Here is a 22,444-nt window from a genome sequence, read left to right as displayed (position 1 = left end):
CGCTGGACGGCGTATTTGATTCGGATGGGCAGAGATTCACACAAGCACCACGTCGGCGCCATTGAGTGGAGCTTCTGCCTTGGGCAATTCCCGAGAAATATACCTGCAAATAGATATCACGCAGAAAACGTTTGGCGTCTCGGGATGACGACGATAAGCATGGATTTACAAGTATTTCCGGCCTCGGAGCCTCATGGCGTCACTTGATTCCGTCAGCATTGCCATCCTTCTCGGCGCAGTTCTGGTCATGGCCGGCATCCTGTCCAGCCTGCTCGCGCTTCGCTTCGGCGCGCCCTTGCTGCTGTTCTTCCTGTTTATCGGCATGGTGGCCGGCGAAGCGGGCCCCGGCGGGCTGCGGTTTGACGACGTCCATACAACCTATGTGGTCGGCTCGGTTGCACTCGCGCTGATCCTGTTCGACGGTGGGTTGAAGACACGATTTCAGGCTATTCGCGCGGTCCTGGCCCCGTCGATGGTGCTGGCGACGATTGGTGTATTGTTGACGGCGTTGATCACTGCGCCGGTCGCCAAATATGCCCTCGACCTGAACTGGACCCAGGCGCTGCTGACCGGCGCAGTGGTGGCTTCCACCGACGCGGCGGCTGTTTTTCTGCTGGTCCACGCGCAAGGCCTACGCCTCAGACCGAGGGTTGGCGCGACACTCGAAGTTGAGTCCGGAACGAACGATCCGTTCGCCGTCTTTTTGACCCTGACGCTGGTCAAGCTTCTGTCGCTGGGGGACGCCTCTGCCGGTCACGTGGCAATGGAATTTGTTCAGGAAGCCGTGCTGGGCACCCTGATCGGCGTCGTCGGTGGCCGGTTGGTTGTCCTGGCCATGAATCGCGTGGCGCTGCCGCAGGGTCTGCATGCGCCCTTCGTCTGCACCGCGGCTTTGGTGATCTTCGGGCTGGCTCAGATCGCTCACGCCTCGGGCTTTCTGGCGGTCTATCTTGCCGGCATCATCATCGGCAATCGCCCGACGCGCGCGCACAATTCCGTGGTGACGTTCCTCGACGCTGCGACGTGGCTGGCGCAGATCGTGATGTTCGTCATGCTCGGTCTTCTGGTGTCGCCGGAGCGGCTGGTGCGCAGCATCATTCCGGCGGTCGGCGTTGCATTGGTTCTGATGTTCGTGGCGCGCCCGGTCGCGGTCTTCCTGTGTTTGCAGCCCTTCCGCTTCAACTGGCGCGAAAAGATGTTCGTTTCGTGGGTTGGCCTGCGCGGTGCCGTCGCCATCTTTCTTGCCTCTATTCCGATGCTGGTTGGTCTGCCCAAGGCGTCGCTGTATTTCGACGTCGCTTTCGTGGTCGTGATCATCTCGCTGCTGTTCCAGGGATGGACGCTAGCTTTTGCCGCCCGGAAGCTGCATGTCGCTCTGCCGCGCACCGACAGGGGGCCGCGCCGTATCGAACTCGATTTGCCAGGTCAGCTCGAACAGCAACTGGTCGGTTATGCCGTGCGCCCAAAGAGCCTCTACCTGAAGCGCAACCTCATTCCGTCGTGGTCGAAGCCGACGCTGGTCATCCGCGATGAGCGCATCCTGACGCCGGCGGAGGCCGAGCCTGTTACGGCCGGCGATTACATCTATCTGCTGGCGCCGCCGGAAAAGGCCGAGGCGCTGGATCGCTTCTTTGTCGACATGCCGCCGAGTACAGCGCCGGACCCGCATCTGCTCGGTGACTTCATGGTGTCTGGTGAAATCACTCTCGGTGATCTTGCAGCGATCTACGGCATCGCCGTCGATCCCGCCCAGGCATCGCTGACGCTGGCCGATTATTTCGACATCCACCTCGATCATGCGCCGACTGTTGGTGCCGCCTTGCCGATCGACAGCATCGATCTCGTCGCGCGCAGCCTCGGCGGCGGACGCGTCAACGTGGTCGGTCTGCGTTTGCCCGAAGATGAAGACCCCGCGCCGCCCAAGCTGACACGCGGGCAAGCCCTCAAGGCGAAACTGAAGCGAGGGTGGACCGCGCTGTCCGGCGCCTGATTGGCTCAGGCTGCCGGGATGATACGCGGCAGGATCTCGGTGCCACCGAAGGCCGCGACACGGCCACGCTTCAGCATCACGACCTGCGTCGCCAGTTGCCGCATCTCGTCGGCATCGTGACTGACGAAGACCATAGGCACATCGCCTGCATCGCGCAGCCGCTTGAGATAGGGCAAGATCTCTGCCTTCCGCTCCTCGTCGAGCGCACCCATCGGTTCGTCGAGCAGTAGCAGCCGCGGTTGCGATAGCAGCGCACGTCCCAGCGCGACGCGCTGGCGTTCACCGCCCGAGAGGCCGCCGGGGCGACGATCGAGCAGGTGTCCGATATCGAGCATCTCCGTAATGCGCGTTTCCTCAGCGGGATCGCGTGTCAGGCGGTTCATCCGGCGTCCGTAGTCGAGGTTCTGCGCGACGCTCAGATGCGGAAACAGTCGCGCATCCTGAAACACGTAACCGATGCGGCGGCGATGCGGCGGGACGTGGATGCGCGCGCTGCCGTCATAGAGCACGTCACTATCCACGGCGATGATTCCGCGATCCGGCTGTACAAGGCCCGCGATCATGCTGACCAGCGAGGTCTTGCCCGCACCCGAGGAGCCGAACAGGCCCGTCACGCGGCCTTCGCTGGTGAAGGCGACGTCGACTGAAAATTCGCCGAGTTGTTTGAAGACGTCAACGCGAAGCACGATCAGTTTCCGTGCAGCCGTTGCGTCGCGCGGCGCGCGAACCATTCCGAAGCGATAAGCGCCAGTACGGCGATGCCGATGGAGATCATCACCAGACGTGAGGCTGCTGCGTCACCGTCGGGCGTCTGGATCAACGAGTAGATAGCGGAGGAAATCGTCTGGGTCTCGCCGGGAATGTTGGAGACGAAAGTAATGGTGGCGCCGAATTCGCCGATGGCCTTGGCAAAGCCGAGGACCATGCCGGCCAGGACGCCGGGCAGCGCCAGCGGCAGGGTCACGGTCGCAAACACCTTCCAGGGCGATGCGCCGAGCGTGCTCGACGCCTGTTCGAGCCGCCGGTCAACCGCTTCAATCGAGAGCCGGATCGGCCGCACCAGCAGAGGGAACGACATCACGCCGCATGCGAGCGCGGCACCCGTCCAGCGAAAGGCGAAGACGATGCCGAGATGTTCGGCGAGCCAGGCGCCGAGAAGGCCGCGTTTGCCGAGCAGCAGCAGCAGCAAATAGCCGGTGACGACGGGCGGCAGCACCAGCGGCAGATAGATTATGGCGTCAATGATCGGCTTGCCCCAGAAGTCACGCCGCGCGAGCAGCCACGCGACGCCGATTCCAATCGGCGTCGAGATCAATGTCGCGATCACGGCGACCCTGACTGAAAGCAGGATCGCCGTCCATTCTTCAGGGGAGATGTCGGACACGTGTCAGGACGTCGGCTTGACCATGAACGTGAAGCCGTACTTCTCAAGAACCGTCTTTGCGGCCGACGACCTCAGAAAGGCCAGATAGTCGGCCGCTTCGCTCTTGGCGGTTGTGGTCGCAGCGATCGGATAGATGATTGCCGGATGCGAGTCCGACGGGAAGGTGCCGATGATCTTCACGCCCGGATCGATCTTGGCATCGGTCGCATAGACGATGCCGAGCGGAGCTTCGCCGCGCGACACCAATGTCAACGCAGCGCGGACGCTCTCGGCCATGGCGAATTTCGACTCGGCGGCGGTCCAGCTGCCCAGCTTCTCAAGCGCGGCCTTTGCGTATTTGCCGACCGGGACCGACTTCACATCGCCGGTGGCGATCTTGCCGTCGCCGGCGAGCTTGGCGAGATCGAAGCCTTGACCGATGGTGACGTTGTCGAGCTTGGCGTCCTTGGCGGCGATCAGCACGATGCTGTTGCCGAGCAGGTCGGTGCGCGTGGCGACGTTAATGTTCTTTTTGCCGATGGCGTAGTCCATCCAGTCGGTGTCGGCGGACACGAAGACATCGGCCGGTGCGCCTTGTTCGATCTGTTTGGCGAGCGCGGAGCTTGCAGCATAGCTGGCGGTGATCTTCACGCCAGTCTTGGCAGTGTAGGCGGCATCAAGCTCGTCCAGCGCGTTCTTCATCGACGCTGCGGCGAACACGGTCAGGGCTTTGTCCTGCGCCTGGGCAGGCGTGAACGTCGATCCGAGCAGGATCGAGAACGCAGCGAAAAGTCCGGCAAATCGATTCATGTGGCGCTCCATGCGTGAGGGCAGCGCAAGGCGCGCGCAACTCAGGCGTTGGTTGGGTGGGACATGCGACAGGCGGAAGCGCCGTTCCGGCAATCCCGGGGACTTACGATCGTCCGGGATATCGCTGGGGAATAATATCAGGCTGGCCAAGGGGGTAAAGACCCCCGATCGTCACTCCGAGGGTAGCACGGCCATGCTGATGCTGTTCTCGGTCACGCCGCTGACCTGGATCACGAACGAACCTGCCGCGAGATCGTACTTGATGGTCTTCCGGATGCCGGCGCAGTCGGTTGCGCCGCTGAATTCCATCGGCTTCAGGATCTCGCCATCCTGGACCACGTCGACCCACGCCGCCGACGACAGGCTGACGGTGTATGTGCCGGCCTTCGGCGCCTTCTGAAAGCGCGCAAAGCCTGCAAATGTGCCGTCTTTCGGCTTTCGCTCCGGTGACGACGGCAGCTTCGCCTCGGCGGGTGTCTTCAGATCGAGTGTCGCTGCAGCGGGAATTGCGAGTTCGGCACCTGAGACAATCTTGGGGCGATCCTGTGCCGTGAGTGCGGCGCGCTCCTTGTCGATCGGCCACTTGAACTTGTCACAGCCGCTCGGTTCGGCCGCCGAGGCCGGCGCCGAGCCAAATAGCGCGGGCGCCGAACCAAGCAGCGCGAGCGCGACAATCAGACGCGCAACCATGATCAATCCACCGCGATCATGACGTCGGAGGCTTTCACCACGACGATGCATTTGCCGCCGGCCTTGAGCGCCAGATCGTCCACGGCTTCGTTGGTGATCGACGAGGTCACGACCTGGCCGCCGCCGATGTCAACGCGGACATGGGATGTGGTCGCGCCCTTGGTGACTTCGAGGACAGTACCTTTGATCTGGTTGCGTGCACTGATGCGCATGTTGGATCTCGCAGGATTGTGCCGGGCAGCTACAGCCACGGCTGATACGACAGGGAGTTCGGGAGGGGCGCCCGTTGTTGATCGTCGGCTTACGGCACAACGATGGCGTGTTCTAACCCGGTTTCACGACAATGCGATAGCCAGTCGGCCGATCACGGTGCCGTCAGAACCTGTCGGCACGCGGCCGGCATTTCTGCCAGCGTCATGGGTGGCTTCGGCTTGGGCGGAACCGGCGGCGGTTTGGGGTGCAGCACGGCATCGCTGAACCAGTAAGCGAGGTCACCGGCGCTGCAGCCTTCGCTTTCGTTCGGCGGTGGCTGGGCTTCGCATTCGGTACTGCCCACCGGGCATTTGATGCGGACATGGAAATGATAATCGTGGCCGTACATCGGCCGCACCTTCGACAGCCAGCTGCGGTCGCCCTTGGCTTCACGGCACAGCGCCTTCTTGATGGCGGCGTTGACGAAGATGCGCTCCACGCTGGGCTCCATCGCCGCGGCGCGGATCACCGGCAGATGGGTCGGTGTCCAGGTGGTCGGATCGATGTCGAGCCGGTCGTGCCGCACCATCATCACCGCCGACATCTCCTCGCGCTCGTTACGTGAGAGTTGGCGGTTCGGCATTGGCGTCAGCCAGATATCGGCATCAAGCCCGACCTGATGACTGGCATGACCTGTGATCATCGGCCCGCCGCGGGGCTGAGACATGTCGCCGACGAGGATGCCTGGCCAGCCCGCATTCTTGTTGGCCTTAGCCGACAGCCGCTCCAGCAGCTCGACCAGTTGGGGATGCGCCCAGTTGCGATTGCGCGACAGCCGCATCACCTGCCAGGTCGGTCCGTTGATCGGCAGGGCTTCGGCGCCTGCGATGCAGCCCTTGGCGTAGAAGCCGACCACGCGCACCGGCGATTTCGTTGGCAGTACCTTGCGGCCAAACAATTCCTTGGCGCCGATGGTCGGGTCGTTCGGATTGGTTAGCGGCGGCAGCGGTTTTGGATCGACGCTGCCTATGGTTTGCGCCAACGCCAGCGACGTTGAAGCAATGACGGCCGGCAGGGATATGAGGCTGAGAATCAGACGAAGGCTCATCTTGCGACTATAGCTGAAGCTGTCGATGAGGTGAGTGACCTGCGGGACGCGTGATTTTAACGCGCGGATAACCATGTCTGACGCTGGCGCTTTTTTTTGCGTCTGGGTTTGCCAGTCCTACTGTTGCCACCAGTTCAGTCGTTTTATCAGCGTTTCGAGCCGCTTGCGGCTCTCACTTGGCGGGGATGATCGCGCGTGACCCGCTGCTGTCCAGACATGAGTAACCATAGGTCCACGGCTTTTGCCTGTTGTGAAGGCACGGGATGTGTACAGGCGCGCAATTCTGACGGTAATCGGTTGCTATGAACGGGCATTGATACCGTTTTTTCAGACACTTCTTGCACAGATTGTCACACGCGCGTTGCGAGTGGATCATTGATGCCGAAGTTCCGGCCCGAAGCGAAAAAGAAAGCGAAAGCCGGACTGGCGTCTCGGATCACCCGGCCGAGCCGGGCGATGGCGGCTGAGCCGAAATTGGCGCCCAAAAAGGGGCTTGTCAGCGGTCCCATCCGCGAGATCGTGCGCCAGCGTGCCCAGGCCGAGGCGGCGATCGCGGAAGCCCGCAAATCTCATGAGCGTCTGCGCGAGGCGATCGACATCCTGCCGCAAGGCATCGTGTTTCTCGATTCCGATGGGCGCTACATCCTCTGGAACAAGAAGTACGCGGAAATCTACAACCGCAGCTCGGATCAGTTCGTGCCGGGTGCGCGTCTACAGGACACAATCCGCGTCGGTGTCGAGCGCGGCGACTATCCTGAAGCCATCGGTCGCGAGGACGAATGGATCGCGGAACGTGTCGCCAAACTGTTCCATCCAGGCGAACGTCACGAACAGGTTCTGGCCGACGGCCGCGTCGTCCTGATCGAAGAGCGGCTCACCGAAGACGGCGGTGTCGTCGGTCTGCGCGTCGACATCACCGAGCTGAAACAGCGCGAGGCATCGTTCCGCCTGCTGTTCGAGAGCAATCCGGTGCCGATGATTGTCTGTGCGCTCGATGACGAACGCATCCTCAGCGTCAACGACGCCGCGATCGAACATTACGGCTACACGCGTCCGGAATTCGAGAAGCTCACCATCCGCCAGTTGCAGGCCTTTGAGGCCGCCCCGCCCTGGGTCGGCGATCATGCCAATGACGAGCAGGCCGCGCGGACCTGGAAACACGTCAAGGCCGACGGCTCGCTGATCGATCTGGCGATCTATTCGCGGCACCTCGTCTACAACGAGGAGCCAGCCGTGATGCTGGCGCTGATGGATATCACGGAGCGCAAGCGTGCCGAGATGCGGCTGGCTTTCATGTCGCATCATGATGGCCTCACCGGCCTGCCGAATCGCAACCTGCTGCGCCAGCGTCTCGACGAGGTCCTCGCACATACGCGGCGCACCGGCGAGAAGGTCGCGGTGCTGTTTCTCGGCCTCGACAACTTCAAGGGCGTCAACGACACGCTCGGCCATGGTATCGGCGACAAGTTGCTGCGCGGCGTGGCGCGGCGGCTGCGGTCGTCATTGCGTGAGGAAGACGCGCTGGCGCGGCTGAATTCCGACGAATTCGCCATCATCCAGACCGGTATTAATCGTCCCGAGGATGTGGTGCTGCTGGCGCGCCGGCTGCTCGACGCTGTCGGTGAGACCTATCTGCTCGACGGTCATTCGGTGGTCATCGGTGCCTCGATCGGCATCGCGATGGCGCCGAGCGATGGTGATGAATCCGAGCGGTTGCTCAAGAACGCCGACATGGCGCTGTCGCGGGCCAAGAACGACTCGCGCGGCACCTTCAGCTTCTTCGAATCCGGCATGGACGCTCGCGCGCAGGCGCGTCGCAAGATCGAAATCGATCTGCGCTCCGCCATTCAGGACGATCAGCTCCGGCCCTTCTACCAGCCGCTGATCGATCTCAAGACCGGCCGCATCACCGGCTGCGAGGCGCTGGTGCGCTGGCCGCATGCGGAGCGCGGCATGATTTCGCCGGCGGATTTCATCCCCGTTGCGGAAGACACCGGCCTGATCAATGCGCTCGGCACGCAGATTCTGCGCCGTGCCTGCAACGAGGCTGCGCGCTGGCCCGATGAAGTGCGCGTCGCAGTCAATCTGTCGCCGCTGCAGTTCCGCGTCGGCAATCTGCTCTCGGTGGTGATGGATGCGCTGAAGTATTCGGGATTGCCGCCGCGGCGGCTTGAGCTTGAAATCACCGAGACGCTACTGCTGGAAAAGAGCAATCAGGTGCTGGCGACCTTGCACGCGCTGCGCACGCTCGGCGTGCGCATATCGATGGATGATTTCGGCACCGGCTATTCGTCGCTGAGCTATCTCAGAAGCTTTCCGTTCGACAAGATCAAGATCGATCAGTCCTTCGTACGCGATCTCGGCTCCAATCGCGATGCGCAGGCCATCGTGCGTTCGATCATCAGCCTCGGCATGGGCCTCGGTGTCACCATCACGGCGGAAGGCGTCGAGACCGAATCCGAACTCGCCTGCCTGCGCAGCGAAGGCTGTCATGAAGGTCAGGGCTTCCTGTTCAGCCGGGCGCGGCCGAATGAGGAGATCATAGAGTTGCTGCGCGCTCAGGCCGTGGCTGCGCCGGACGCGGAACTGTCCGTCCGCGCGCAGGTCGCATAAGGCACGCGCCGATCTCCGCTTCGGAGGGTGCGGACAACCCTTCATCCCGTTTCCCATTGCGAGAATGGAGCGCCGGGAGGCGCCAGGGGTTTGCGAGACCCCTTGAGGCTGGCCTTGCGAGGGCCGGCCTGCACGTCAGCACCGGCGGGATTGCGAGTCCCGCAGGGAAGACGCACGCGTTACGACACGGTGGGGGTGCGAAGCCCGCCGAGCGAACGCTGCGCCTCCCGGCGCTCCACCAGCAACTGCCCGGATGACCGGGGCCGCCGCTGCAGTCTGATCGATGCTGTGTGTCATGAGCACGCAGCAATCGATCAGGCTGGAGTCGAGATAGCTCAATCTAGGACTAAAGTCAAGATTGGTTGAATCTCGCAGGGTGCCGAAAGTCCCTAGTTGGAAATCTTCGCTTTCGAGCGCTTCACGATGTTTTCCATCCGCGCAGAATCCTTTGCGATAACCGCTCCGAACTGATCGGGCTTGTCCGCGATCACGGTCAAACCAAGGCCTTCCAGGCGCGCCGAAACAGTTGAATCTCGCAACGCCTCCACGATCGATGTGTTGAGCTTCTCGATCACGTCCTTGGGGGTCGCCGACGGAGCGACAAAACCGTACCAGTTGCCTGCGAGGAGATCGGGAGATCCTGCCTGCGGTGACGTCGGCACATTGGGCAACTGCTTGCTTGGTTCAGCAGCCGTCACGACGATGGGCCTCAATGCTCCGCTTTGCACCTGCTGGACCGTATTCGACAGGTTGTCGCACATCATGGATACCTGACCACCGATGACATCCTGAAGCGCCGGAGCTGCGCCCTGATAAGGGATGTGGACGGCATCGACGCCTTCGAGCACCTTCAGCGTCTCGCCGCACAGATGGCTCGTGCTGCCTATACCGGCTGACGCAAATGTCAGCTTGCCCGGCTCGGCCTTGGCCAGCGCCACCAGTTCTTTCAGGGAGTTTGCCTTGACCGACGGATTGACGACCAGGATGTTTGGCGTCGAGGCACCATTGGTGATCGGCGCGAAATCCTTTTCCGAATTATAGGCGGGCTTCTCGTAGATCCACGGATTGATTGCCATCATGCCGGTCGTCGCGAGCAGGATCGTATAGCCATCCGCCGGCGAAGCGGCGACGCGAGCCGCCCCAATCGAGCCGTTGGCGCCGCCGCGGTTCTCGATGATCACGGTGACGCCGAGCGACTTCGACATCAGCGGAGCCACCAGTCGTGGAATCGCGTCCGCCGTGCTTCCAGCCGGATAAGGGACCACGATCGTGATCATTTTTTCCGGAAAGCCGGCCGCTGTCGCGCCGGGCACCCCCAAGGCGACAGGCGCTACCAGCGCCGCCAAAAGAAACGTCGTCCACTTCATCCGTAAATCCTTGCTTGGCATTCTGAAACTCCTGCATGACATCGTGGGAACCATGGTGTTGGCTCCTCCAGGCTTACTGGCGCTTCCACTGCCGCGGTTCTTATCCAGCCGAGTGGCCGGTTGCCGTCGACATCGTCTCAGAGAGAGTTGCTGATCACCCCGGGCGGTGCTCAGCGACATGCAACGCACCGGCCCGCTCGAGCGAGTCGAGCATCGCGATCCGGCGCAATAGCGCTCGTCCCTTTTCCGGATCGGTGGCTGCTGCGCGAATGTCGTCGCGGAAACGCGCGCGATCGGCTTCGTCTTTCGCTTCGAGGTTCTTCTTGTTGCGGATGGTGTCGCCCTGAATGGCCTGCATCGTGACCGTGCGGCGCTGCAGATCGTAGTCTGTGAGAATGCTTTCGTCGGCCTTACCATTGATGACCGGACCCAGCTTCGCGGTCAGGTTCAATGCATCATGAATGCCGCCATTCATGCCCATGCCGCCGAGCGGATTGTTGATATGGGCGGCGTCACCGGCCAGAAACGTGCGGCCTTTCTGGAAATTCGCGGCGACGCGCTGGTGCACACGATAGAGCGTCGTGTGGAGGATGGGGGCCTCCAGCTCTGCGGGAACGATCCGCCGGATCGACGCCGTCACATAGGCTTCGGAGAGTGCTTCCTCATCGGATGTTTCTGCGGCCACCGGCATCATCACGCGCCATGCGCCGAGGATACGCAGAAGGAAGTACCAGCGTTCGGGGTCGGCGACATAGCTGACCGACGAGACGCCCGGGCGAAGCGCGGTGAAGTCTACTGGTGTCGTCATCACGAGGAAGCGCTCGGGCCAGGTGAAGCCCTCGAATTCCATGTCCTGGCTGCGGCGAACGATGCTGTTCGCTCCATCGGCGCCGATCAGCCAGGCGCATTCATGAGTCGTGTCGTGGCCGTTGGCCGTGACCACCACCTTGACGGTATTGCTGGTCTGCTCAACCGATTTGACCTCGCTGCCGAATGCGATCGAGAACAGCGGATTGCCGGACAGGGCGTCGAGAATGATGCGCGTGAGCTTGAACTGTTCGGCCTGGAGGCGGAACGGGTGCCGCACCAGATCGGAGATCGCCGCGAAATCGAATGTGCCGAGCACACCGTCCTCGGACGAGCTGTACTGGACTGTCGGCGCCTTCAGTCCCTGTGCAATCAACGTGCAGGCGAAACCGAGATCGTCGAGCATGTCCAGTGTGGGCGGATGGAATGTCGATGCGCGCGACTCTCTGCTCAGCGCGTCGTTCTTCTCGAGCACCAGAACCGGAATGTTCTGTCGCACCAGATCTGCGGCAGCCACCATGCCGACCGGCCCTGCGCCAGCGATGATGACGGGAAGCTTCGCATTACTCATTCTATCAAGACCTCTTGCGGGGATTTCAGGGAGCATCGGCTCTGATCGGCCGCCCCTCGACAGGGGCTGCCGTCATCGTCTCTGTCGCTGTCAGGCGGGATCGTAGTAGTGCATTTCGAGAAGCAGGCAGCCGCCCTCGGATTTGAACGGACCATGCCAGGCACCCGGCGGTCTGACGGCATAGGTATAGCCAGCGAATGGCGTGCCGCCTTGTCCGTTCTCGTCGTTGCCGACGATCAGGTCGCCGGAGACGAGAAAGACTTCTTCCCAGTGGTCGTGAACGATCTGCTGTGTGGTGAAGAGGCCCGGCGGAAATTTCAGCAATCGCGTCCGGCTGCCGCGTTTGTTCGCGGTATCGAGCGATCCGGACAGGATCTTCTCCAGCGCGCCCGACGCGGGATCGTAGCCCTCGGGCAATTGCCAGCCGCTCTCCATGTCGAGCGTGTGGAATTCGTCATGCAATTTGTTGACTGCCACTGATGTGCTCCTTGAAGTTGATGACCGAAGCACCTGCACGGGGCACCGCGCTGCAGTCTGCATGTCTTGAGGCCATTGCCGGGTGCGCGACCTCGCCAGAGGTCGTTGCCCGCCATGACTTTTGTCAGCTGCGGGAAGATTGTTGCCTTGTGCTTAGGCGTGCAAACAATTTAATCTGCGGACGTCTTGCGTTTTTGGAATGAACTATGCGCCGCAGAATACCCAGCCTCGGCGCGCTGATGGCGTTCAGCGCGGCTGCCAAGCACCTCAGCGTCACCCGCGCCGCCAGCGAACTCGCGCTGACCGAGAGCGCGGTGTCGCGCCAGATTGCGCAGCTGGAGACGCAGCTCGGCGTGAAGCTCTTTCATCGCATCAAGAAGCGGATCACGTTAACGCGGGCAGGGGCGGCCTACAGCACCCGCGTGGCACAGACGATCGAGCGGATCGAGCGCGATGCGCTCGAGATCATGGGCTACGAGGCCGATGGCATGGTTCTGGACGTCGCGGCGCTGCCCACCGTCGGCGCCCAGTGGCTCATTCCGCGCCTGCCGGATTTCTATGCGCGTCATCCCGGCGTCGCCGTCAATGTCAGTGCGCGCAACACGCGCTTCTTCTTCAGCGAAACCGCGCTCGATGGCGCGCTGTACTTCGGCGAGCCGGACTGGCCCGGCACGCAGGCCGACTATCTGTTCGACGAAATTCTGCTGCCGGTCGGATCTCCGGCGCTGATCGGCAGGCGCGGCGAATTGCCGCCGAGCGAGGTCGCCGAACTGCGGCTTCTGCATCTGGTCACACGCGCCGATGCATGGCGTCGCTGGTTCGATGCCGCGGAGCTCGGCGGCACGAATGTGATCCGCGGGCCGCGCTTCGATATCCAGTCCACTTTGATTAGCGCAGCAAGCTCCGGCCTTGGCGTCGCTCTGCTTCCCGAATTCCTGATCTCCGATCAACTCAGGTCGGGCAAATTGAAGGTGCTGTCGAGCCTGACCTTGAAAAGCGTCGGCTCGTACTATTTCGCCTGTCCGGAGGAGAAAGCCGGGAATCCTTTGCTGCTGTCCTTCCGGGCATGGTTGCTGTCGCAAGCCCAGGCGTCTGCGCATCCCGGCTCCTCGCCAAGGGCTTTGCCAAAAGCAAAAGAGACAGGTCGCCTCGCGGACCGACGCAGCACAACGACCGCAGGCGGCAAAGGATGATGATCGCGGGCTCCAAGGCTGATTCAAGTCAAGATTAGCTGACACTGCTACCAATGTCGCCTTTACGCGGTGGTAGGCCGTTCTGATGCCTGGATCGGCTGCGCGCGGCATTCGCCGGTAACGTACTATTATTCAAGTCATCGAGCTCAGATAGTCGCATAAACGGGGCTCCTGCCGCTCAGAAGAGTCCGGTAAGCTAAGGCCAATGCGGGACGGTTGTGATGAGAGCGATTTCTTCGAAAGTGAGCGGAAACTTGAGCGCTTCTGAAGCAAGGCGTGCTTCTACGACAACCGTCCGTTCCGACGCAGCAACACAGTTGCCCGACAATGTCTTCAACCTCTCGGTGTCGAGGCGAACCTGGAACGGCGTGGGTGTCAACGTCACCGAATGGCATGGCGCCGGCGCGGTGTCCCACCAATTTCCGTATGAGAGCGAACCGCGCCTCGTCGCTTTGCTCGAAGAAGTCGGCAGCCCTTGCGAGCCGCGTCTCCGCGCCAATAAACCTTGCGCCACCGGCTACCGCCCCAGGCACATGGACTTCGCGCCCGCCGACATGGAGATGTGGGGCTACAGTGCCGATGTCCGCTTCGTAAAGGACGCGATCCTGACGTTCGATCTCGCGGCGCTGAGCGAGCGGATGGCAACGACTTTCGACGCCGATGCGCCAATCGTGCCGCGGCTTCGCTTTTCGGACGATCGCATCTGGACGCTCGTCAAGATGCTTGCCGAGGTGATGGACGACCCCGATCCCTCGATGCAGCTTTACGGCGATGGATTGACTGCCGCCATTGCCGCGCGGCTGTTCGCGTCGCCGCCGGAAGCCTCCGAGGCCGGCAAGGGACTTGCTCCATGGCAACTGCGGCGTGTCATCGAGCATCTGGAAGCCAGTCTCCCCGACCACGTCGAGCTTGCGGATCTGGCGGCGCTGGCAGGTTTGTCGCAATCCCACTTCAGCCGGGCATTCAAGGCGTCGACCGGGATGGCGCCCTACCAATGGCAACTCGACACCCGCATACGGCGCGCTCAGGCCATGCTGATCGACAGCCGCATTTCGCTCGCGGAGGTGGCCGAGGCCACGGGCTTTGCCGACGCGATGCATTTCGGGCGCACGTTCCGCAAGCTGACCGGTGCGACCCCAGCGTCGTGGCGGCGCGACCGGACAAGCTGACGCCATGGCGCAGCGGTTTCGGACAGGAAACAGCAGGATCGAACAGTGCTCTCCGCAAGGAGCAACCATAATCTCTCGGCCGGCCAGGCGAGAGTAATCGGATTGCGTGTCACACGACCCCGACCTCTCGGACTTCCTGGTCTGAGAGGATGAATGATGACCAATCAAAACAAGTCCGAAGCTTCTGTCGACTATGACGGCCGGATGCGAAGCAATCTCACGCGCGTGTTTGGTGAGCGCGACGCGGACAAACGCATCGCGGCTATTCGCGAGCTCTATGCGGACGATGCGGTCCTGTATGAACCACCGGATTCCTCAGCAACGGGTTATGCCGCCATCAACCAAGCGGTGGAAGAACTCTTGTCGCACCTGCCGCCAAACTTCGCCTTCACCGCGATCGGCCCTGCCGTCGGGCATCATGGTATGGGACGGCTGCGCTGGCAGGCCGGTCCGCCCAACGGTCCTGTGGCCGTGACCGGAATCGACGTCGCCCAGTTCGCAGGCGGCCACATCCAAACCCTCCACGTCTTCATCGATCCCACCGGCGCCTGAGCCGCTGCCTGCGCATCCCAAGGAGATCCCATGCCCAAGACCGGTCTCGAAGCCCTGCTTCGTCCTGAAGACAGCATCCTCGTGCTGATCGATCACCAGCCCTACCAGTTCACCAACCTGAACAGCCACGAGCCGGCGACGATCGTCAACAACGTCATCGGGCTCGCCAAGACGGCCAAAGTCTTCAACGTGCCGACGATCCTGACCACAGTGATCGAGGAACGCGGCGGCTACATCATCAAGGGTCTTCAGGACGTCTTCCCGGAGCAGAAACCGATCAACCGCACCTTCATCAACACCTGGGAAGATCCGAAGGTCACCGACATCGTCAAGAAGAGCGGACGCAAGCAACTCGTGCTGGCCGCGCTCTACACCGAGATCTGTCTCGCGATGCCGGCGATCCAGGCCCTCGCCGAAGGTTATGACGTCTTCATCGTCACCGACGCGTCTGGCGGTGTCACGCTGGAAGCCCATGACATGGCCGTGCGCCGCATGGTCGCCGCCGGCGCAGTGCCGATCACCTGGATGGCGGTGCTCGGCGAATGGCAGCGCGACTGGGCGCGCGAGAAAACAGCAGCCGGCGTTGCAGGCGTCGTTCTCGAACATGGCGGGGCGAGCGGCGTGGCCCTGGCCTGGGAACTGCAGCTTCTGGCCAGCCACGCCAAAGCAGGCGCCTGATCATGCCCACGGTGCCCGCGCCCATCCGTATCGGGTACTGTCTTTCGCTGACCGGTCCATTGGCCGGCAATAGCCTGTCGGCGCGGCTCGCCCACGACATTTGGCGGGAAGACGTCAATAGACAAGGTGGCCTGCTCGGCCGCCCTGTCGAACTCGTCTGCTACGACGACCATGCGGATGCGTCGCGCGTTCCCGGTCTCTATCGACGGCTGATGGACGACGACAAGGTCGATCTCGTCATCGGCGGTTACGGCACCAACACTGTGTTGCCGGCGATGCCGCTAATCATGGAGCGGCAGCGTTTTTTCGTCGGGCTGATGGGCCTTGGCGTCAACAACGCGCTCGCCTATCCCAACTACTTCGCCATGATCCCGACCGGACCGGATCCGAACGCTGCACTCACCGAAGGATTTTTCGAGCTGGCCGCTGCGCAGACGCCTCGGCCTTTGACCGTGGCGTTGCTCTCGGCTGATGCAGAATTCTCCCGCAATCCCATTCTCGGCGCCAAGGCCAACGCCGATAAATACGGTTTCAGCATCGTCCACGAAGCCACCTATCCGCTGACGACCACCGACTTCACGCCGGTCCTTGACGCCGTCGCCACAAGCGACTGCGATCTGCTGTTTCTGTGCTCCTATCTACAGGACTCGGTCGATCTCGTGCGCGCCATCCACGCGCATCCCTTCCGCCCGAAGATGGTCGGTGCCGGAATGATCGGTCCGCAGAACACGGTTGTGAAAACTACACTCGGCCCGCTGCTCAACGGCTTCGTGAACTACGAATACTGGGCGCCGGTCCCTGCGATGATGCTCCCGGGCGTGCGTGACTTTCTCGATACCTATCAAGCGCGCGCCGCTGAGGCCGACGTCGATCTGCTCGGGCACTACATGGCGCCGCTGGCATATGCCCAGATGCAGGTCGTTGCTCAGGCTGTCGCGGCCGTCGGCAGCCTTGATGACGCCCTGCTGTCCACCTTCGCGAGGACAGCGACGTTCAATACGGTCATGGGCGACGTCATATTCGGCAAGAACGGCGAATGGGCGCATCCGCGCGTCCTGCAGGTTCAATTCCAGGGCATCGATGGTCACGAGACTAAACAGTTCAAGGACGGATCGAAGCAGGCGGTGGTGACACCGCACGGGCTGGCATCAGGAAAACTGATCTTTCCGTATGCCGACGCGCTTTGAACGTCTCGGCACCAGGATTGGATAGGCCGTGAACGGCCGCGATTCCGTAGGCCTCTGAAGCGAGGCAAGCAAAGTCCGCTCTGCGCCAAGAGCTGTCACTACCCGCGAAAGCGGGCGATCCAGTTTGCTTGATGCAAAGTCGGATGTTAGGACTCAGTCCTTCTTCACATACTGGCACCCGCCGTCCTTCATCGGGCGGAACACCTGATCGCCAGGGACTTCCGCGAGCACCTTGTAATAATCCCACGGCGCCTTGGATTCTTCCGGCTTCTTGACCTCGAGCAGGAACATGCTGTGCACCATGCGGCCGTCCTCGCGCAGGACGCCGTTATCGGTGAAGGCGTCGCGCACGGGCATCTCGCGCATCTTCGCCAGCACCGGCTTGGTGGCGCGGGTGCCTGCCGCCTGCACGGATTTGAGATAGTGCAGCGTGGCGCTGTAGGTGGCGGCCTGGTTCATGGTCGGCATCCGCTTCATTTTGTCGAAGAACTTCTTGCCGAAGGCGCGGGTGCGATCGTTGAGATCCCAGTAATAGGCCTCGGTGATGATCAGGCCCTGCGCCATCTTGAGGCCGAGCGAGTGGATGTCGGAGATGAACATCACGATGCCCGCAAGCTTCTGGCCGCCGGCGACGATGCCGAACTCGGACGCCTGCTTGATGGTATTGATGGTGTCGCCGCCGCCATTGGCCATGCCGATGATCTTGGCCTTGGACGATTGTGCCTGCAGCAGGAAGGACGAGAAGTCCGCGGTGTTGAGCGGGTGCTTGGCACTGCCGACCACCTTGCCACCGGCCTTACGGATCACGTCGCCGGTGTCGCGCTCGATGGAATGGCCGAAGAGATAATCGGCGGTAATGAAGAACCACGAGTCGCCGCCCTGTTTGACGATGGCGCTGCCGACGGTCTGCGCATTACCATAGGTGTCGTAGGTCCAGTGCGCGGTATAGGGCGAGCAGGACTTTCCGGTGATGTCCGACGACGCGGCGTCCGTGACGATCATGATCTTCTCGAACTGCTTCGACATTTCCATGCCGGCCAGCGCGGTGGCCGATGTCGGCATGTCGATGATCATGTCGACATTCTCGGCCTCATACCATTTGCGCGAGATGGTGGCGGCGACGTCGGCCTTGTTGAGCGCATCGGCGGTGACCAGCTCGATCGGCTTGTCGAACATCTTGCCGCCGAATTCCTCGATGGCGATCTTGGCTGCCTCGACATTGCCCTGGCCGCCGATATCGGCATAGACCGAGGCGAAGTCAGCAAGCACGCCGATCTTGAGCGGAAGTGTGTTGGCCTGTTGGGCCAGTGCGGAAGCGCCGAAAAGCAGCGAAACAGCAAACGTCGTAGCCGCAACCGTGCGGTGCGCGATCATTCAATCCTCCCCAAATTTTCATACGCGCCGTTTTCGGCGTCGTGGCGGCAGCATGAGGGGCGAAGGGCGGGGAGGCAAGGGCGGCGTGAGGGATGTTTGGTCGCAGAAATCTGCTGCGTTGCGCCGGACGGAAAATTGGACCGGCGGAATCCGTTCGTCCACAGCGCTGTTCGTTCCCGGGGCGACGGCCAGTTGTCGCCGTGCTCATCCAGCCTGAGATGGCCTCGCTGAAGGCCTGCGCTTGCGGAGATGATAGGTCAGCGCAAGTCCGACGCAGTGACTCAGGGCTTGTTCCGGCACGGGATCATCGACGTGCAGCACGATGCTGCGGTTGCCTTCGAAGCTCAGCTCCGCCGGATACAATTCACGGAAGGTCGCAACCAGATCGGTCTGGCAGTGAAAGAACAGCGCATACTGCGCTGTGGTTCCTATGCGGTCCAACCGGATAGTGCTGCCGCTTTTCGTCTCGCTTGTCAGATAGCTGGGCTGATTCCACTTGAGGGTTTCTTGCAGCGGACCAACGCCCTCGATGCCGGCTGCGGTCTCGAGGATCAGTTGGCGAAGCGCCAAGAGCGGGGCCTTGATCGCCGGCGGATGTTGGTCGAATGCTGCTTTGACAGCTGGATCTGAAAAGCCTTGGGGAGGTCGTTTCGCCGTTCTGTTCGCATCCCGTATCGCGGTCATTGCGGTACCTCTGGTCAGAACGGCGGGCGGTTGACCCTCAGCTATCCACCTTCAGCGCGGCAATGAACGCTTCCTGCGGGATGTCGACCTTGCCGAACTGCCGCATCTTCTTCTTGCCTTCCTTCTGCTTCTCCAGAAGTTTGCGCTTGCGGCTGATGTCGCCGCCATAGCACTTCGCGGTCACGTCCTTGCGCAGCGCGCGGACGGTTTCGCGAGCAATGACCTTGCCGCCGATCGCCGCCTGGATCGGAATGACGAACATGTGCGGCGGAATCAGTTCTTTCATCTTCTCGACCATGGCGCGGCCGCGGCCTTCGGCGCGGGTGCGATGCACGAGCATCGACAGCGCGTCGACCGGCTCGGCATTGACCAGGATCTGCATCTTGACGAGATCGGCGGCTTTGTAGTCGGTCAGGTGATAGTCGAACGAGGCGTAGCCTTTCGAGATCGACTTCAGGCGATCGTAGAAATCGAACACCACTTCGTTGAGCGGCAGCTCGTATTTCACCATCGCGCGGGCGCCGACGTAAGTGAGTTCTTTCTGATTGCCGCGGCGTTCCTGGCAGAGCTTCAGCACGCTGCCGAGATATTCGTCTGGCGTCAGGATCGTGGCTTCGATCCAAGGCTCCTGGATCTCGGCGATCTTCACCACGTCCGGCATGTCGATCGGATTGTGGATCTCGATCTCCTCGCCATCGGTAAGGTGCATCTTGTAGATCACGCTTGGCGCGGTCGCGATCAGGTTGAGATCGAATTCGCGGCTCAGGCGCTCCTGGATGATTTCCAGATGCAGCAGGCCGAGGAAGCCGCAGCGGAAGCCGAAGCCCAATGCAGCCGAGGTTTCCATTTCGAACGAGAACGACGCGTCGTTCAGCCGCAGCTTACCCATCGCGGCGCGCAGCGTCTCGAAGTCGTCGGCATCGACCGGGAACAGGCCGCAGAACACCACGGGGATCGCGGGCTTGAAGCCCGGCAGCATCTCGGTGACCGGCTTGCGGTCGTCGGTGATGGTATCGCCGACGCGGGTGTCTGCGACTTCCTTGATGGCGGCTGTAATGAAGCCGATCTCGCCGGGGCCGAGTTCGTCCACATTGACCATCTTTGGCGTGAAGTAGCCGACGCGCTCGACATCATAGGCGGCGCTGGTGCCCATCATGCGGACGCGCTGGCCCTTCTTCATGACGCCGTCGACGACGCGGATGAGCACGACGACGCCGAGATAGACGTCGTACCAGCTATCGACCAGCAGCGCCTTCAGCGTGGCGTCACGGTCGCCCGTCGGTGGAGGCAGCCGGTGCACGATGGCTTCCAGCACATCAGGCACGCCCAGACCTGTCTTGGCCGAGATCATCAACGCGTCTGAGGCGTCGATGCCGATGACGTCCTCGATCTGCTTCTTCACCTGCTCGGGTTCTGCCGCGGGCAGATCGACCTTGTTGAGGATCGGCACGATTTCGAGATTGGCGTCGAGCGCGTGATAGACGTTGGCTAGTGTCTGGGCTTCCACGCCCTGCGAGGCGTCGACCACCAGCAGCGCGCCTTCGCAGGCCGCCAGCGACCGCGAGACCTCGTAGGCGAAGTCGACGTGGCCGGGCGTGTCCATCAGGTTGAAGATGTAATCCTTGCCGTCCTTGGCCTTGTAATGCAGGCGGACGGTCTGCGCCTTGATGGTGATACCGCGCTCGCGCTCGATATCCATCGAATCGAGCACCTGCTCCTTCATCTCGCGCGCCTGCAACCCGCCGGTGATCTGGATCAGGCGGTCGGCCAGCGTCGATTTGCCATGGTCGATATGGGCAACGATGGAGAAGTTGCGGACGTTCGAAATCGGGGAGGTTGTCATGCGCGCGGGATAGCATTCAGGCCCCGATGCGGCAACCTTAATGCGGGTTTCGGCCTGATTCCTGGCCCTGTTTCCGTCACGGCATCCTGATTTTACTCCGGCCCGAAACACGCTAGGCAGGGCCCCATGAGTACAATCGCTTCCTCCACCCCCGCCAAACGCCGGGGCTTGCTGTCGATCGGCCGCCGCGGCGCTGCGCGGCTCGTTGCCTGGGCGTGTGATCCGCAATTGAGCGTCCTGCTGGTGCTTGGCTTCACGATCGCCCATGTGGTGCTGTGGACCGCGATCCTGACCCAGGTGAAAGCGGCGCAGGACATCCATTTCGACGTTTCCGAGGGCTACGCCTGGGGGCAGAAGTTCCTGATGGGCTACGGCAAGCATCCGCCGCTGTCGGGCTGGATTTCGGGTGTCTGGTTCAAATTTTTCCCGCCGGTGGACTGGGCGACCTATCTGCTTGCCATGGTCACGGTCGGCATTGGCATGGTCCTTTGCTGGGCGATCGCGTTGCGCGTGGTCGATCGTCGCCGCGCCTTTTTCGTGCTGCTGATGGTCGCGATCTATCCGATCTTCAATTTCAAGGGCTTCAAATACAATCCGGACCTGCTGCAGCTGGTAACTTTGCCGCTGGTGGTGCTGGCCTATCTGCACGCGTTCGAGAAGCGCTCGATCCGCTCGGGCTTCCTGCTTGGCCTCGCTGCTGCGCTGGCGCTGATGACCAAATACTGGGTGGTGACGATGATCGGCGCGATTGGTCTGGCCGCGCTGATCCATCCCCAGCGGATGCTGTTCCTGCGCTCGCCAGCGCCGTGGATCGCCATCGCGACGATGGTGGCGGCGATGATTCCGCATCTCGACTGGGTGCGGCAGGTGGAATACGCGCCATTTCGCTACGCCGGCGATACCTACAAGATCTCGTCGCGCTGGGAGAGCCTGCAATTGGCATGGGGCTATGTCGGCCACAACGTCGCGCTGCTGCTGTTGCCGCTGGGTCTGGCCGCTGCGGTGCTGGCCTGGAGCCCGCGCTGGTGGGCGTCTGTGGCGCGCGATCCCCGCGCATTCGTCAAGCGGCCGTGGTCACTGACGACCAATCCCGGTGTCCGCAGGGATCAGGCCCTGAATATCTGGCTGATCCAGGCCATTGTCGCCGTCGGCCCGCCCATCGGCGCGCTGTTGTTCGACATCTATATCAAGACCGATTGGGGCATCTCGCTGTTCTTCCTGGTGCCGCTGGCCGTGATCGCGATTCCATCGCTGAAGGTGCCGCGGGTCGCGCTGGTACGGCTCGCGGCGATCTGGCTGGTCCTGTCGCTGGTCACGCTCGCCGCCGCACCGCAGATCGCCATCGCGTCACTGCCGCGCGATGCCAATGGCAATTTCGCCCATATCTCCTATTCGCAGCTCGCGCGTGAACTCACCGAGGTCTGGCACAAGCGCTTCCACACGCGCTGGAGTAACGTGGTGGGCTTCGTCGATGTCGCCGAGCAGATGACGTTCTACAGTCCGGATCATCCGCTGCCGCTGACACCCTATGAGCCATGGCCGTCAGGCGTGACGTCGATGGAGGAAGCGAAGCGCAACGGCTTCATCGGAATCTGCCTGGTGGGTGACTGGAAATTCGATCGCTGCGAAGCGTGGATGAAGGACAATCTGCCGAATGCCGAACGCATCGTGATGTCGACGCGGCGCTTCTTCAAGGGCAATGTCGGCACGACCACGCGGTGGAATGTCTATGTGGTGGCGCCTGGCGCGATGAAATAGCCGTTCGCTGACAAAGCA

General features: G+C 62.0%; 20 protein-coding genes. 8 read left to right on the top strand and 12 right to left on the bottom strand.

Annotated elements, in window-relative coordinates; genetic code table 11:
* Positions 1-193 precede the first annotated feature (193 nt).
* Complete coding sequence (locus AB8A33_RS24295) at positions 194-1,990, top strand: potassium/proton antiporter (RefSeq protein WP_439095078.1); 1,797 nt, start codon at positions 194-196, stop codon at positions 1,988-1,990.
* Between the two features lie 5 nt (positions 1,991-1,995).
* Here AB8A33_RS24295 and modC read toward each other — a convergent pair whose 3' ends face one another.
* The 6 genes from modC to mepA form a co-directional block, all read right to left on the bottom strand.
* The gene (gene modC / locus AB8A33_RS24290) at positions 1,996-2,676 is read right to left on the bottom strand and encodes a molybdenum ABC transporter ATP-binding protein (protein ID WP_068733910.1); all 681 of its coding nucleotides are present in this window, start codon (positions 2,674-2,676) and stop codon (positions 1,996-1,998) included.
* Between the two features lie 2 nt (positions 2,677-2,678).
* Positions 2,679-3,374 (bottom strand): molybdate ABC transporter permease subunit, encoded by a 696-nt coding sequence (gene modB / locus AB8A33_RS24285; RefSeq protein WP_068733848.1) that lies wholly within the window; start codon positions 3,372-3,374, stop codon positions 2,679-2,681.
* Between the two features lie 3 nt (positions 3,375-3,377).
* Positions 3,378-4,163, bottom strand: a complete 786-nt coding sequence (modA, locus tag AB8A33_RS24280) for a molybdate ABC transporter substrate-binding protein (RefSeq protein WP_439095077.1) — start codon at positions 4,161-4,163, stop codon at positions 3,378-3,380.
* A gap of 171 nt (positions 4,164-4,334) precedes the next feature.
* Positions 4,335-4,853 carry a hypothetical protein gene (locus AB8A33_RS24275; protein ID WP_439095076.1) on the bottom strand — a complete coding sequence of 173 codons (519 nt, stop codon included), beginning with the start codon at positions 4,851-4,853 and terminating at the stop codon, positions 4,335-4,337.
* A gap of 2 nt (positions 4,854-4,855) precedes the next feature.
* Complete coding sequence (locus AB8A33_RS24270) at positions 4,856-5,065, bottom strand: TOBE domain-containing protein (RefSeq protein ID WP_089262895.1); 210 nt, start codon at positions 5,063-5,065, stop codon at positions 4,856-4,858.
* Positions 5,066-5,217: 152 nt separating this feature from the next.
* On the bottom strand, positions 5,218-6,153 hold the full coding sequence (mepA, locus tag AB8A33_RS24265; protein ID WP_315840394.1) for a penicillin-insensitive murein endopeptidase: 936 nt from the start codon (positions 6,151-6,153) through the stop codon (positions 5,218-5,220).
* A gap of 378 nt (positions 6,154-6,531) precedes the next feature.
* On the opposite strand from mepA, the gene AB8A33_RS24260 reads away from it, so the two are divergent.
* Positions 6,532-8,766 (top strand): putative bifunctional diguanylate cyclase/phosphodiesterase, encoded by a 2,235-nt coding sequence (locus tag AB8A33_RS24260; RefSeq protein WP_439095075.1) that lies wholly within the window; start codon positions 6,532-6,534, stop codon positions 8,764-8,766.
* A 389-nt stretch (positions 8,767-9,155) separates the two neighbouring features.
* On the opposite strand, the gene AB8A33_RS24255 is transcribed toward AB8A33_RS24260, so the two are convergent.
* The 3 genes from AB8A33_RS24255 to AB8A33_RS24245 form a co-directional block, all read right to left on the bottom strand.
* The gene (locus AB8A33_RS24255; RefSeq protein ID WP_439095074.1) at positions 9,156-10,133 is read right to left on the bottom strand and encodes a Bug family tripartite tricarboxylate transporter substrate binding protein; all 978 of its coding nucleotides are present in this window, start codon (positions 10,131-10,133) and stop codon (positions 9,156-9,158) included.
* Between the two features lie 154 nt (positions 10,134-10,287).
* Positions 10,288-11,511: an FAD-dependent oxidoreductase gene (locus AB8A33_RS24250; protein WP_439095073.1), complete on the bottom strand. Its 1,224-nt coding sequence runs from the start codon at positions 11,509-11,511 to the stop codon at positions 10,288-10,290.
* A 90-nt stretch (positions 11,512-11,601) separates the two neighbouring features.
* Positions 11,602-11,988 (bottom strand): cupin, encoded by a 387-nt coding sequence (locus AB8A33_RS24245; RefSeq protein WP_068733870.1) that lies wholly within the window; start codon positions 11,986-11,988, stop codon positions 11,602-11,604.
* Between the two features lie 206 nt (positions 11,989-12,194).
* Between AB8A33_RS24245 and AB8A33_RS24240 the strand changes: the two genes are divergently transcribed.
* The 5 genes from AB8A33_RS24240 to AB8A33_RS24220 all read left to right on the top strand — a co-directional run bounded on the left by AB8A33_RS24240 (position 12,195) and on the right by AB8A33_RS24220 (position 16,767).
* A complete protein-coding gene (locus AB8A33_RS24240) occupies positions 12,195-13,181 on the top strand; it encodes a LysR substrate-binding domain-containing protein (protein WP_439095072.1) in 987 nt (328 codons plus the stop codon).
* Between the two features lie 317 nt (positions 13,182-13,498).
* Complete coding sequence (locus tag AB8A33_RS24235) at positions 13,499-14,350, top strand: helix-turn-helix transcriptional regulator (RefSeq protein WP_439095071.1); 852 nt, start codon at positions 13,499-13,501, stop codon at positions 14,348-14,350.
* Between the two features lie 156 nt (positions 14,351-14,506).
* Complete coding sequence (locus AB8A33_RS24230) at positions 14,507-14,902, top strand: nuclear transport factor 2 family protein (protein WP_439095070.1); 396 nt, start codon at positions 14,507-14,509, stop codon at positions 14,900-14,902.
* A gap of 30 nt (positions 14,903-14,932) precedes the next feature.
* The gene (locus AB8A33_RS24225) at positions 14,933-15,580 is read left to right on the top strand and encodes a hydrolase (protein ID WP_439095069.1); all 648 of its coding nucleotides are present in this window, start codon (positions 14,933-14,935) and stop codon (positions 15,578-15,580) included.
* A 2-nt stretch (positions 15,581-15,582) separates the two neighbouring features.
* Positions 15,583-16,767 carry an amino acid ABC transporter substrate-binding protein gene (locus AB8A33_RS24220; RefSeq protein WP_439095068.1) on the top strand — a complete coding sequence of 395 codons (1,185 nt, stop codon included), beginning with the start codon at positions 15,583-15,585 and terminating at the stop codon, positions 16,765-16,767.
* 153 nt (positions 16,768-16,920) lie between these two features.
* On the opposite strand, the gene AB8A33_RS24215 is transcribed toward AB8A33_RS24220, so the two are convergent.
* The 3 genes from AB8A33_RS24215 to lepA all read right to left on the bottom strand — a co-directional run bounded on the left by AB8A33_RS24215 (position 16,921) and on the right by lepA (position 20,668).
* Positions 16,921-18,141, bottom strand: a complete 1,221-nt coding sequence (locus AB8A33_RS24215) for an ABC transporter substrate-binding protein (protein ID WP_439086665.1) — start codon at positions 18,139-18,141, stop codon at positions 16,921-16,923.
* A 204-nt stretch (positions 18,142-18,345) separates the two neighbouring features.
* Positions 18,346-18,825: a DUF1801 domain-containing protein gene (locus tag AB8A33_RS24210; protein WP_439095067.1), complete on the bottom strand. Its 480-nt coding sequence runs from the start codon at positions 18,823-18,825 to the stop codon at positions 18,346-18,348.
* Between the two features lie 37 nt (positions 18,826-18,862).
* Positions 18,863-20,668: a translation elongation factor 4 gene (gene lepA, locus AB8A33_RS24205; RefSeq protein ID WP_439095066.1), complete on the bottom strand. Its 1,806-nt coding sequence runs from the start codon at positions 20,666-20,668 to the stop codon at positions 18,863-18,865.
* 126 nt (positions 20,669-20,794) lie between these two features.
* On the opposite strand from lepA, the gene AB8A33_RS24200 reads away from it, so the two are divergent.
* Positions 20,795-22,426: a glycosyltransferase family 39 protein gene (locus AB8A33_RS24200; protein ID WP_439095065.1), complete on the top strand. Its 1,632-nt coding sequence runs from the start codon at positions 20,795-20,797 to the stop codon at positions 22,424-22,426.
* The last annotated feature ends 18 nt before the right edge of the window (positions 22,427-22,444 follow it).

It is taken from the genome of Tardiphaga sp. 813_E8_N1_3 (assembly GCF_051811025.1).
Taxonomy (GTDB): Bacteria; Pseudomonadota; Alphaproteobacteria; order Rhizobiales; family Xanthobacteraceae; genus Tardiphaga.
The sequence above is the reverse complement of the archived record's forward strand: the minus strand, read 5'-3'. Positions and strand labels throughout refer to the sequence as shown.

Excerpts from the sequence above, each read along its gene's own strand:
- AB8A33_RS24275 (WP_439095076.1), bottom strand. The coding sequence starts at position 4,853 with ATGGTTGCGCGTCTGATTGTCGCGCTCGCGCTGCTTGGTTCGGCGCCC.
- AB8A33_RS24215 (WP_439086665.1), bottom strand. The coding sequence starts at position 18,141 with ATGATCGCGCACCGCACGGTTGCGGCTACGACGTTTGCTGTTTCGCTG.
- modA (WP_439095077.1), bottom strand. The coding sequence starts at position 4,163 with ATGAATCGATTTGCCGGACTTTTCGCTGCGTTCTCGATCCTGCTCGGA.
- AB8A33_RS24250 (WP_439095073.1), bottom strand. The coding sequence starts at position 11,511 with ATGAGTAATGCGAAGCTTCCCGTCATCATCGCTGGCGCAGGGCCGGTC.
- AB8A33_RS24220 (WP_439095068.1), top strand. The coding sequence starts at position 15,583 with ATGCCCACGGTGCCCGCGCCCATCCGTATCGGGTACTGTCTTTCGCTG.
- AB8A33_RS24270 (WP_089262895.1), bottom strand. The coding sequence starts at position 5,065 with ATGCGCATCAGTGCACGCAACCAGATCAAAGGTACTGTCCTCGAAGTC.
- AB8A33_RS24200 (WP_439095065.1), top strand. The coding sequence starts at position 20,795 with ATGAGTACAATCGCTTCCTCCACCCCCGCCAAACGCCGGGGCTTGCTG.
- AB8A33_RS24255 (WP_439095074.1), bottom strand. The coding sequence starts at position 10,133 with ATGAAGTGGACGACGTTTCTTTTGGCGGCGCTGGTAGCGCCTGTCGCC.
- AB8A33_RS24210 (WP_439095067.1), bottom strand. The coding sequence starts at position 18,825 with ATGACCGCGATACGGGATGCGAACAGAACGGCGAAACGACCTCCCCAA.
- lepA (WP_439095066.1), bottom strand. The coding sequence starts at position 20,668 with ATGACAACCTCCCCGATTTCGAACGTCCGCAACTTCTCCATCGTTGCC.
- AB8A33_RS24260 (WP_439095075.1), top strand. The coding sequence starts at position 6,532 with ATGCCGAAGTTCCGGCCCGAAGCGAAAAAGAAAGCGAAAGCCGGACTG.
- AB8A33_RS24295 (WP_439095078.1), top strand. The coding sequence starts at position 194 with ATGGCGTCACTTGATTCCGTCAGCATTGCCATCCTTCTCGGCGCAGTT.
- AB8A33_RS24240 (WP_439095072.1), top strand. The coding sequence starts at position 12,195 with ATGCGCCGCAGAATACCCAGCCTCGGCGCGCTGATGGCGTTCAGCGCG.
- AB8A33_RS24225 (WP_439095069.1), top strand. The coding sequence starts at position 14,933 with ATGCCCAAGACCGGTCTCGAAGCCCTGCTTCGTCCTGAAGACAGCATC.
- AB8A33_RS24230 (WP_439095070.1), top strand. The coding sequence starts at position 14,507 with ATGACCAATCAAAACAAGTCCGAAGCTTCTGTCGACTATGACGGCCGG.
- mepA (WP_315840394.1), bottom strand. The coding sequence starts at position 6,153 with ATGAGCCTTCGTCTGATTCTCAGCCTCATATCCCTGCCGGCCGTCATT.